This window comes from Sphingobacterium gobiense, assembly GCF_002980575.1.
GTDB lineage: Bacteria > Bacteroidota > Bacteroidia > Sphingobacteriales > Sphingobacteriaceae > Sphingobacterium > Sphingobacterium gobiense.
Genome location: NZ_PVBS01000004.1, coordinates 76,266 through 88,234, shown reverse-complemented (window position 1 = coordinate 88,234; position 11,969 = coordinate 76,266). Strand labels below are relative to the sequence as shown.

Sequence of the window (11,969 nt, the reverse complement as noted above, 5' to 3'; positions counted from 1 at the left end):
CCAAGTTATTATTTTGTTAACTCGGTAACATACGGAACACGCGCTTTAAACGCCTTGGCCTCATTTTCTTTATCCGTTACCGATCCTTTTAGCATGATGTGGACCTGCTTTCCCTCCAATCGGTGTAGGTTGTTACGGCTGATCCGAAAACGTGCCGAGAGAAGTTGGCTATTGTCGCTGTTGCCTTTAAAGTATAATTGATCAAACACAGGTACATAGAAAGCACCGTGGCTAAAATAAACGTCTTTAATAACGATGCTTTTAATTTGATCTGCGGTCTCATGCAGGTTGATCATAACGCTGCCGTGGCGCATTTGATCATGAGAATTCTTCGATTCCTGAAATTGCACCGTGACATCCATTTCCATGAGGCGTTTGTAGCGTTGATATTTTCGTCTCTCGTTGACGAGGAGTAAGAAAATCAGCAGCAGCGCGAGCACTGCGAGCACTGGATAGATTAAGGAGCCCATAGTATCATTCTTGTAACCAATATATTACAACAAAATAACGACAAATATCTGATAAAGAACGGACCCAAAAACAGAATTAACAATAAGTTTAAACAGCACCTTACGTGCAGCTTTCCCCTAGCGTATATTAAAAACAAAGAAGACGTACAGGAGCCCCCTATACGTCTTCAACGAGAAAAGCAAGATCTACCAGCCTTCGTTTTGTGGAATTTTGGCATTGCTCAGGTCTTGTGGTGGGATTGGCCACACATGATGGATGCTTGGATTGAACGCACGTGCCGGCCAGACCTCGATGAGCTCGTAGGCTGACTCCGGATCGTTTCTATTGCTATGTTGCCTGCCCGTTGCAGGTTTAGCGTAGGTAGCTTCGGCATCGCCCCAGCGGACCAGATCTGAATGTCGATCGGTATACTCGCCGGCAAACTCGGAACGACGTTCCTTTTTCAAATCGACCATACTGGCTCCTGAAATCGGGTCTAAACCGGCCCTATCCCGCACCTTGTTGATTTCGGCATCGCCGTTCATGCCTTGCTGGATCAGCGCTTCCGCTTTCATCAGTAAAATATCTGCATAGCGCACCAATGGGATATTCAGGTCTGAAGTGGGATAGTCTCCGTTCGGGTTCAGGTGCTCGCTGGCAGGGAACCGGAACGGATGCATGTATTTATTGAACTGAAAACCGGTCTGTGAGTTGGCCGAATAGTATTTCCGCTCCGTTCCGAATAGGGTGTAGGTATCGCCAAATTCTAGGATGGTGGCTGCCCGCCGGGGATCTCCGTCTTCAAATGAATTATACAACTCCACAGTAGGGTGGAAATAACCCCAGCCGTTATACAGACCATACCCGGTATTCTCAAACAGGACGGCCGGCAAGATTGATCCACGGGTTCTGTTCGACACGACGGAGAAGATATATTCGGAAGAATAGTTGTTTTCGATATAGAATACACTTTCGAAATCGACTTCTGGCTTGTCTGTATCGATCAGCGCGCGCCCTGAGCCCGAATTGGTTACCATATCGCAATATTTAACCACCTCTGCCCATTTGCTTTCATCATAACGCGCCCACTGGAGATTGGTTTTGGCCAAATAAGCATAAGCGGCATCTTTATGCGCCCGTCCTAGATCTGCTGCGCTGTAGGTAGTGAGTAGGGGCAACAGTTCAACAGCCTGTAATAAATCTGCCTGGGCCTGCGCTAGATTTTCCTGCACGTGTGCCGGCCGTTCAAAAAACAACTCTTCCATGTTTTCTTCCGTGACGATCGGGATACCCGCCCGGTGGTCGCCGTAGTACTGCGCCAGATAAAAGTAGGCATAGCCCCGCATAAAATAGGCCTCCCCGAGTACGCGGTTCTTGATTTCTTCGCCAATTTCCATAGAAGGCACCTTAGTAAGGATGGTATTGGCACGTTGGATGATCTGATAGAATTTTTTGTACATGCTGTTAATACGGCTCTCAGTTCCATCAGCGGTGAAATTGCGGACAGCAGCTGAACCGGCGTCTGTACGTCCGGTCACCATGTCGTCCGAGGCGTTTACAAACCAGAACAGTCCTCGTCCGAACATATTGTTGTCGCTGAAATGTTCATATAGACCGTTGGCGGCATATATAGCATCGGTTTCGCTTTTCCAATAGTTGGCTTCTGTCGTCGAACCTTCCGGTGTCAGGTCGGTGAATGATTTGTTGCACGACTGGGTGCTTATTCCCAGACCGATGATGGCAAGTGCAATATATGTATGGAATTTCAAGTTCATCTTGCTTTTTTTGAAATATTAAAAATTAACGTTAAGTCCTACGGTAAAAGTTTTTGCCAAAGGGTACCTGCCCACATCCAGGCCAATATCGCCTACTTCAGGGTCAATGCCGGAGTAGGAGGTAAACGTAAAAGGATTCTCTGCCGAGAAATATACCCTAGTCTGTAATTTACCCAACAATGACGGAACCCGGTACCCTATCGTGATGTTTTTAATCCGGAAATAATCGCCGTTCTCCAGATACCAGTCGGACACCTTACCGAAGTTTCCGTTAGGGTCGTTCCTCGTCAACCGGGGTATATCGGTATCCGTGTTTTCGGGTGTCCAGGCATCGAGCACGCGGCTGTCTAGGTTATAGCCCTGCAAGCCTGTATTAAAAGCCGTATATTTATACCCATTAAAGATCTTTGTTCCCGATACGCCGTAAGTAAGCATACTAAGATCGAAGTTCTTATACGCCACATTAGCGGAAAATCCGTAGGTGAACTTGGGGATAGCGCTGCCCATGTAGACCCGGTCGGCGTCACTGGTCACGCCATCACCGTTGGTATCGACAAATTTCAGGTCCCCCCCTTTTGCATTGGACTGCAGCCGTTCGCCTGAAGAGTTTTTATAAGCTTCGGCTTCGGCATCTGATCCAAAAAGACCCGCTGTAGGGATCATGTAGTAGGAATAAAGCGGTTGGCCGGTTGTGGAGCGATAGGGCAACAGCACTCCCCGCACGTGGGAAGGATGTGCAATAAAGTCGTTAAAATAACCATCCAGGTTCAAGAGTTCATTCTTGTTAAAACCGACATTCGCATTAAACCCGATCTGCCAATCTCCAAACTGATCGTTGTAGCGAGCGCCGATCTCGAAGCCTTCGTTGCGCACGTCTCCAACGTTCGCTGTCGGACCGCTCTCCACCCCCACATGCGGGTTGGCGTCGTTTTCTTGAATCATGCCGATGGTCGTTTTCCGATAGTAATCAGCTACGATGCTAAGTTTATTGAATACCATCATGTCGAGCCCCACGTCAAACGACTCGGAACGTTCCCAGACGATGTCGGGATTGAATTGTTTTGTTCTGGCGTAATGACGAACTAAGGTATTATCGGAACCTAGGGGTGTAGACACACCTGTAGTTAGGGGGATATTGTAGGCATATTTTTCTACCGAACGGATATTGCCAATCTGGCCCCAGGAAACACGAAGCTTAAGGTCGTTTATGATCGAACTGTCGAAAAACGGCTCCGAGGATATTTTCCAAGCGGCAGAAACCGATGGAAATACATCCGAACGGTTTTCTTCTGATAGGCGCGAAGTACGGTCATGGCGGATACTTGCCCCAACGTAATACCGATTGTCATAGTTATAGTTAACCCGGGCTATAGCCGAGGTCAGGACATCTTCCCAAACGTCGCTCGTAGGTAGCTCCGGAATTTCAGCCGCATTGCCGATATACTGGTTCCAACCCTCTTCGCGTTCAAAACCTCTAGCCTGTATATAGAACTGCTCATAACGTGCCTTTTGCGCAGAGTAAACCGCCACCGCATCAAGATTATGGCTGCCAAAGTTACGGGTATAGTTTAATTGCTGATCCCATATCCAGCGGTTTTCACGTTGTTCCTCATGCGTGAGGTAATTATTGCCATTTGTGCGGCCGATTTCTGGAATTTTAGGATCGAACCGTTTATAAGAGTAACGGCGCAGGTTAATACCAAAATTGGACTTGAACGTCAGGCCGTCTAGCATATTTACGGATGCAAAAGCGTTACCATTAACGTCGACCGTAGGATTGTTGACACTGGGGCGCAACAGCAGCGCCACAGGATTATAGGTATCACCATAGGCACTGGAAAAACCGGATAGGTCGAATGGGACGGTGCCGTGGAATAGGCCATTTTCATCATATACCGGGGCTGCAGGGTTCATATAGATGGCGTTTATAATCGAGCCACTGTAACTGCTTTCGGTGTTTGTTCCAAGTGCCGCGGTATGGTTCAGATAGAAGTTCTGCCCTACGGTAACACGGTCTGCGAAATTAAATTCGGATTTCAATCGGTAAGCAAAACGCTTATAACCGGTATTGAGCAGTAACCCTTCTTTATCATGGTAACCAAAGGAAGAGCTATAAGCCGCCTTTTCGCTACCGCCCGAAAGCTGCACATTGGCATTCAGGATATCGCCGGTCTGGAAAATTTCGTCCATCCAGTTCGTCCGCGTTACCTGCCCCCACGGGTTCTGTTCCGGATCGTGTGCCGGCAGAAGGTTCAGCTCATCATTGGCATAGGCCGTGTTATAAGTCTGTGCATACTGCTGGGCGTTAAGCGCAGAAGGTAGGTTATTGGCGGTTTGCCAGCCGCGGTACAGATCTACGTTGAGCTTAGGCGCTCCGGCTACGCCCTTTTTTGTCGTAATAACGATCACACCTGAGGAAGCCTGCGCACCATATATTGCTGCGGCGGCGGCATCTTTTAAAATATCCATCGACTCGATATCATTGGGATTGATCGGCCCGCCGTAGTAGGGCATACCGTCCACTACATAGAGGGGTTCGTTATCGTTCAGTGTATTCATACCGCGGATCAACACCTTGGGGTTTTGGGAGGGGTCTCCGCCGGCTGACATCACCGTTACGCCGGCCACATTGCCCTGCATCATGTCGCCTAAGTTAGTCACCGGCCGATTGACTTGTGTATCTACGTTAGGCAATGAGCTGACGGCTGTAGTCAGATCGCCACGGCGTTGCTGCCCATAGCCCACCACAACTATTTCATTTAATTCGGAAGATTCTTCGCTCAAACGAATCAGCATCGAATTGCTTTCCCCTTCTTTTACCTGCTTGGCTGCTGTCTCATAAGGTTCGTATCCAAGCATGCTAACCTTGATACGGTACTTCCCATCCGTATGCATGCCACCTAGCGTAAACATACCTTTCGCATCGGTAGAAACATGGGCGACGGGTTTTCCGTTGGCATCTAGAAGTTGGACCGTGGCTCCCGGAATCGTGGCGCCGGTATGGTCCATAATGGTTCCGCGCAACTGCCCTCCGGATTGCGCCCAGGCATTGGCTGCCACAAATAGTGCAAGACCACCGATAGCCAATCTAAAGGTTTTGACAATGTTTCTTTTCTTCATGTCGTTATTTTGATTATTTACTTGATTTGTATTTCACTCTTCTTAATTTCTTCGATTGTATTATTTTGCTTTTGCTGTATATGGATATGCTCACCGGTTTCAGTATAGGTTAAGTTATTCATCTGACAGATGACACTGACAATAGCCTGCAAAGATTCGTCGTCTCTAAACTCGCCCGTAAAACTGAGTCCGGTAAGCAAATTTTCTTCGATGAATATTGGCGTACCTTTGTGACGTGCAACAGTTTCGAACACGGTCTGCAGCGGGGTGTCTTCAAACTTCATGACCGCGACAGCCGGAACAATAACGCTGTCCGAAGTATCTTCCGGTTTTGGTTGTTTCGTTTTCTTTTTTTGTTTGGTCAACGCTAATGTGCCTGTTCTCGTCTGTATTTCAAGCTGATCGCCGGGAAATAGATATTGATCGACCATCGACAGGTTAGCACTTGACGTCGATTTCACGACTATTTTTCCCGATAAGAGCTGAATATGCAGCCGATCGGCATGCCGCGTGTCGATGGTAAATTCTGTACCCAGTGCGGTCGTGGTATAACCGTTAGCCCATACGACGAATGGGCGTGATGCATCACGGACGACTGAAAAACGCCCTTGTCCACGCAAGTGCAGCTCGCGATTGTTTGCACCATAATCCGAAGGATAAGACAACGCGCTCCCGGGCGAAAGGATGACGATCGAGCCATCCGCCAGGACGGCTTGTTTATCTACTTTCTCCTTATTGACTAGGTGAATAGTGTCCTGTCCGGTATGGGTAGACGCTACGGTGCTAACCTGTGGATGGTTTGCTTTCCAGGCAAGGATCGAAGTGCCGATACCGATGAGGAGGACTGCAGCAGCAATCAGCGCACGCCGCCATAGGACCACTTTTCTGGAATTATCGCTTGCAGGCAGCATACGCTCCTGCAATTCAGTTAGTAACTGTCGATATTCGCTATCGGATAGCAGTTCCCTTTTTTCTGGATTTTCAGATTCGAAATCCTGCGCTAACATCGCTTGTAGATCTTCTTCTTTTTCCTGAAGCTCCTCGAGCAGGTTACGTTGCTCTTGTTTGCTCAAGTGCCCTTTCCAAAAATTGGTGATCCGCTTTCTTAGTTCTTCCATCATCAGCTGTAAATACCCAGCTGACTTAAAAAAGGGATGGTTTTTTAGATTAAGAAATTATGAAGAATAAATAAACTATACTGTGTGCATATGTCGGATAATGCTGCCCCACATATTCCTTTATTGCAGCATTGGACTGTTTCAGGTAATCGGTTACGGACTGCGGGCTGATGCCGAGCATTTCGGCTACGTCTTCTTTTGTGCGCCCTTCATAGCGACATAATGTAAAGACTTCTTTTTTTCGAGCGGGAAGAATCGCCACCGCCTCATCAAGCAGGTCCATCTGTAGCAGATAGCGCTCCTCTTCTGCAGCAATTTTGTCACTATCATCGACGGGCTCGACGGTATATTCGGCTACATATGATACCGATTCATTTAGTCTTTGGCGCAGCACTTTCAGCGATTTATTATAGCTGACAACAAATAGCCAGCCGGCAACGGAATCTTTTCCGTCGAATTTGAAACGGTTCTGCCACAATGCCAAGAAAACATCTTGGAGTACTTCTTTAGCTGTTTCCGGCGCTTTTACCAACTTCAGTACATTTGCATGCACGGCTTTGTGATAGCGTTCATATAATCGATTAAAAGCCGATACATCGCCGGCTGTCAGGCGTTGTATGTCTAATTCTTCATTTTTTAGCTTTTCCATACGAACTTTTGAGCCCGTCAAACGGGAAACTCAGGGCAAAATTATTCAAAAACATAGCATGGCGACATCGGATATGTGTTATCAAATTATTAAGTATTACCTCGCAAATTCTGCAAAAAATACGTTCGCATCCTAAATATTTTTCACCGGTTTAATAAAAACGTCTATATTTGCCTTTATTTAAATCAAATCTAAATAGCAGATGTATAGTTTACTCTTTTTGGTACTCTTTATAGGTTGTTACTTACTGTACATTACCTCCAAAAAAGCAAGGCTGGGCAAAGTGCCCGCTGCATTTCTGCGTGTTACGCAAGACGGTAAGAGAGCAAAGGCAATAGCTACCGTGCTGTTTATAGTATCATGGGTCGTGGTTATTATCGATCAAGGCATCGGCTCGGGGACCTTTGCATTTGGCGGTTACCTCATGGCGGTGCTCTGTGTCATCGTGCTCCTCAACCCCTTAAGGTATATTCGCTGGAATCAGCTCCTTAGTCTCTTTGTTTTATCGCTCCTCATGGAAACGTTCATCTTTTAGTTTATCGATTATGCCTGCAAATAAGAAATATTTAAGTAGTCCCTTCCAGCGTTTTCTGAAAATTACAGGAGGTTTTGTGGGAGGTTATTTGGTCATGCTGAGCTTCCATCTAATGCTAACCTGTATATTCCACGATAAGGATGTGGTGATCACCGCCTATTTATCGGGTTATGTGCTATGGGCGGTTCTCCTGCTGTACGCCTTTCTGGCAAAGAATGGTTGGTGGACATGGCTGATTTACACGGTGCTGACGGTAGCTTTTTATCTCCTATTTCATTTTTTACACGCCTAACGATGAACACACGTAACTACAATATCTATTTCAATACGCATACGATCAGCGGCATTATTATCTGTGCCTTATTATATGTTATCTTTTTTGCCGGTTCCTTCTCTTTCTTCAAGCATGAGATACGGGCCTGGCAACATGGTGTCTCGTATGAGGCGAATAAGAATGCTGAGAAAGATTTTGATTTCTTGTTGGATTCGCTTCGCCAAACACATGATCTGAAGGGGAGGGACATTACGTTTTATATGCAACCCAATTCGCTGGGTGCTTCGGTCAATATGGGGGTGTCCAAGGATACCACCGTCAGCAAAACGCAACAAGTGGCAACCGAAGGTGGGCGGCGCGGACGCCGTGGAGGCGGAGATGCGACTTTCTTCTACTATGACTTCCACCATGAAAAAGCCAGTACCTATACGGAAAGTTATGACATGGGCGAGTTTCTTTACCGACTGCATTTTCTAGCCCAACTGAACCAAGTTCCGATTAATATAGGCGCTCCATTTGGTTATACCTTGGCTGGATTAGTATCTTTTTTGTTTCTCTTCGCGCTGATTACCGGACTACTGCTGCACTGGGATAAGATCGTATCGAATTTCTTTGTTTTCCGGCCGTGGAGCAAATGGAAAACCGTATGGACGGACATGCATACGGCATTGGGCGTCATTGGCTTTCCTTTTCAGTTTATTTTTGCCTTGACCGGCATTATTCTGATCGTGAATTGGGTGCTCGTCACACCATTGAGCAAATATCTCTATGATGGCAAACAGCAAGAGCTTTATCAGGACTTGGGTTTCTCGGATGGTACAACCTACGAATACCTTTACAAGCCTATCGATCAGGATTTCAACATGCAGCAGTACCTCACCGAATTGGAGCAAAAATGGGAAGGGGCCGAATTTAGCCGCATCTTTATCAAAAATTATGGCGATGAAAGCATGCACCTCATTGTGCATGCGAAGCCTAATCCCAAGCTGAATTTTTCTGGTGAAGGTAAAGCGGTTTATCGTATTCAGGATAATATGCTGGTTTATGAAAAAGATCCGCATACGGCTTCGTCTTATAAAGATAAAGTGTCTAGCATTATCTATCATCTCCATTTTGGGGATTTCGGTGGTTATCCTGTCAAAATAACCTTTTTTATTTTGGGTATTATGGGCTGCATAGTTATTATATCGGGAATTCTGATATGGTTGGTGGCGCGGGATAAAAAGAATGTTCCGAAGCGCAAACGGGTATTCAACTTTTGGGCGAGCAACGTATTTATTGCCATATGCTTGACCATGCTTCCTGTAACAGCGCTGACTTTTATCGCTGTTAAGGTTGATCCAGACGTGGATCAGCAATTTATCTATTCGGTATATTTTTACAGCTGGCTTGCTTTGTCGGTTTTTTATGTGTTACGGAGAAATCTTCGCGCTACTAACCAGGAGACGCTTTTAGCAGGCGCCATATTGGGGCTGTGCATTCCGGTGGTGAATGGTGTATATAGTGGTAAATGGATATGGAAAACCTTTGCAGCTGGTGAGACCGATATTCTCTTTTTTGATTTGCTGTGGATAGCCATAGCGATCGTTGCGATTATCGCCTTTATTAAAATACAACGGGATGATGCTAAGCGAAAGGGGTTCAACCGTTAAAAAAATTTTCTTTTTGGATTTGTGATCTCAAGTGATAACTTTGTCGTGTTGTTTATATTTAATCTAAATAATATAGTAAATGAAACGCAACTCTCCGATAATAGACGGCAATCTGTTTCGGAAGTTATATAACAAGAAGAGGCCTGGCGGCAACCAGACCTCCATAAGGTAGATGTTGTCTACCAAACTTTAATCGTCAAACTAAAGTGATGCAATATAATAAAATTTACACAGCCGTGCTATGGGCTATAGTGATTTCTGTGGGTTCCCTCCAAGCACAGGCGGTTAGGCGCGATACAAGCGATACCGGTATACCACAGGACAGGCGGCTGATTGACAGCGTGGTGGTTCATGGGCGCACGCAGGTACAGGAAGTAAACCGGCAGGCGTTTAACGTGACAGCGCTGGATGCAAAATCCCTACACAATACGACACTTGATCTTTCCCATGCCCTGGACCGGGTGTCCGGTGTTCGGGTCCGGGAGACTGGTGGTGTAGGCTCTAATATCAATTTCTCTTTGAATGGGTTTTCGGGCAATCACGTCCGGTTCTTTCTGGATGGGGTACCGATCGATAATATGGGAACCTCCTTCCAGATTAATAATATTCCGATCAATTTTGCCGACCGAGTAGAAGTGTATAAAGGCGTGGTGCCCATCTGGTTGGGTTCCGATGCTTTGGGCGGTGCCGTTAACATTGTTTCATCCCGCAATATCGGTAATTACGTGGACGTATCCTATTCCTATGGCTCGTTCAATACGCATCGGACGGCCATCAATGCAGGCATGACGAGCAAAACGGGATTTACCCTACAGCTCAGTGCCTTTCAGAATTATTCGGACAACAACTACTGGGTAACGCTAGATGAGGCCTCCGACGCATCCGGTCAATACTTTCGCAACCAGCGGTTGAGACGGTTTCATGACCAGTATCATAACGAAACGCTTGTAGCGAAGCTAGGCGTTGTCAATAAAGTCTATGCGGATAGGCTCTTATTAGGGATGACAGTTGGTCAGAATTATAAGGAGATGCAAACCGGTGCACGGATGGTTTCGGTGTTTGGGGACTGGCACCGTAGGGGCAATCTCTTGATGCCATCGCTGAGCTACCAGAAAAAAGACTTGCTATTGGAAGGGCTGGACGTAACCCTCAACGCCAACTATAATTTTGGAGAGGAAAGGAGCATTGATACCGTTGCGTTGCGCTATTATTGGATAGGTGAACCAACCGAGACGGGCCGCGGGGGCGGTGAGCGTGATGGCGGACTTTACCGTTACCGGAACAACAACGGTCTGGCTACGACAACCGTGAATTATCGAATAAACGAAAATCAACAGATAACGCTGAACAACGTTTTCAACACGTTTGATCGTAAAGGTGAAAACGAGCTGAATCCGAACCAAGCACGCTATAATGTGCCCAAGAAGACAAACAAGAACATCTTGGGCGCAGGCTATATTTATGATGTTGCGGATAAATGGAATATTTCTGTTTTTGGTAAGTTTTACCATCAGACGGCCATCACGGATACCTTGGGAACAGATCCAGTAACCAAGCAAGAGTTTTATCAGGAAGCCCGGAAAAGTCACAACTACTTCGGTTACGGAACTGCGGCCACTTACTTTTTGAACCCCAAGTTACAATTAAAAGGATCGTATGAAAAAAGTATACGCTTGCCCGAAAGCGATGAGTTATATGGAGATGTAGAAAACTTGGAAGGTAACTACCGTTTAAAACCTGAGTCGAGCCATAACGCTAATCTCGGATTGTCTTATTTCTTCTCGCTCCACGATGCGCACCATTTTTCCTTTTCGGGGAGCGCGATCTACCGTTATTCTACCGATTATATCTATCGGATTTTGAATAACAACCAATCGAAATACGTACCGGCCAACCTAGACGGTGTCTCTAATATGGGTGGTGACGTCGAGGTGCGCTATTCGTTCCGTGATCTTCTTATTGCCGGGGCTAACTTTACGTATCAAAATGTGCGGAACGAACAAAAGTATGAGCCGGGCTACACCAGCATCAGCCCGGTTTATCAAGACCGCATGCCTAACCTTCCTTACGCTTTTGGGAATGCCGATGCTTCGTTGTTCCTCAAAGATTTTGGCGGAAAGGGCAATCGGCTAAGCATAGGATACAACCTGCTGTATGTCCATCAATTTTATCTGTACTGGCCGAGCCGGGGAGGCGATAAAAAGTTTGTACCGCAGCAGCTGGCGCACGACGCCAATATTACTTATACCATGCAGAACGGACGATATAATATCGCGCTGGAGTGTAAAAATCTGACCGACGCTTTGTTGTACGATAACTTCAGCCTACAGAAGCCAAGTCGTGGTTTCTATATCAAATTTCGGTATTTCTTACACAATCAATAACAATTCGTTTAT

At 46.3% G+C, this 11,969-nt stretch carries 9 protein-coding genes; 4 read left to right on the top strand and 5 right to left on the bottom strand.

Going from position 1 to position 11,969, the window contains the following annotated elements; all coding sequences use genetic code 11:
- Positions 1-8: 8 nt before the first annotated feature.
- From C5749_RS16670 to C5749_RS16650, 5 genes are all read right to left on the bottom strand, one after another.
- A complete protein-coding gene (locus C5749_RS16670; protein ID WP_105727372.1) occupies positions 9-470 on the bottom strand; it encodes a hypothetical protein in 462 nt (153 codons plus the stop codon).
- 186 nt (positions 471-656) lie between these two features.
- Positions 657-2,225, bottom strand: a complete 1,569-nt coding sequence (locus C5749_RS16665) for a RagB/SusD family nutrient uptake outer membrane protein (protein ID WP_105727371.1) — start codon at positions 2,223-2,225, stop codon at positions 657-659.
- Positions 2,226-2,243: 18 nt separating this feature from the next.
- A complete protein-coding gene (locus tag C5749_RS16660) occupies positions 2,244-5,345 on the bottom strand; it encodes a SusC/RagA family TonB-linked outer membrane protein (RefSeq protein ID WP_105727370.1) in 3,102 nt (1,033 codons plus the stop codon).
- A 17-nt stretch (positions 5,346-5,362) separates the two neighbouring features.
- Positions 5,363-6,466 (bottom strand): FecR family protein, encoded by a 1,104-nt coding sequence (locus tag C5749_RS16655; protein ID WP_105727369.1) that lies wholly within the window; start codon positions 6,464-6,466, stop codon positions 5,363-5,365.
- Positions 6,467-6,512: 46 nt separating this feature from the next.
- Positions 6,513-7,112 (bottom strand): RNA polymerase sigma factor, encoded by a 600-nt coding sequence (locus C5749_RS16650; RefSeq protein ID WP_105727368.1) that lies wholly within the window; start codon positions 7,110-7,112, stop codon positions 6,513-6,515.
- A gap of 202 nt (positions 7,113-7,314) precedes the next feature.
- On the opposite strand from C5749_RS16650, the gene C5749_RS16645 reads away from it, so the two are divergent.
- The 4 genes from C5749_RS16645 to C5749_RS16630 all read left to right on the top strand — a co-directional run bounded on the left by C5749_RS16645 (position 7,315) and on the right by C5749_RS16630 (position 11,957).
- The gene (locus C5749_RS16645) at positions 7,315-7,647 is read left to right on the top strand and encodes a hypothetical protein (RefSeq protein WP_105727367.1); all 333 of its coding nucleotides are present in this window, start codon (positions 7,315-7,317) and stop codon (positions 7,645-7,647) included.
- Between the two features lie 10 nt (positions 7,648-7,657).
- A complete protein-coding gene (locus C5749_RS16640; RefSeq protein ID WP_105727366.1) occupies positions 7,658-7,939 on the top strand; it encodes a hypothetical protein in 282 nt (93 codons plus the stop codon).
- 2 nt (positions 7,940-7,941) lie between these two features.
- Positions 7,942-9,573 (top strand): PepSY-associated TM helix domain-containing protein, encoded by a 1,632-nt coding sequence (locus tag C5749_RS16635; protein WP_105727365.1) that lies wholly within the window; start codon positions 7,942-7,944, stop codon positions 9,571-9,573.
- Between the two features lie 209 nt (positions 9,574-9,782).
- Positions 9,783-11,957 (top strand): TonB-dependent receptor domain-containing protein, encoded by a 2,175-nt coding sequence (locus tag C5749_RS16630; protein ID WP_105727364.1) that lies wholly within the window; start codon positions 9,783-9,785, stop codon positions 11,955-11,957.
- Positions 11,958-11,969 lie beyond the last annotated feature (12 nt).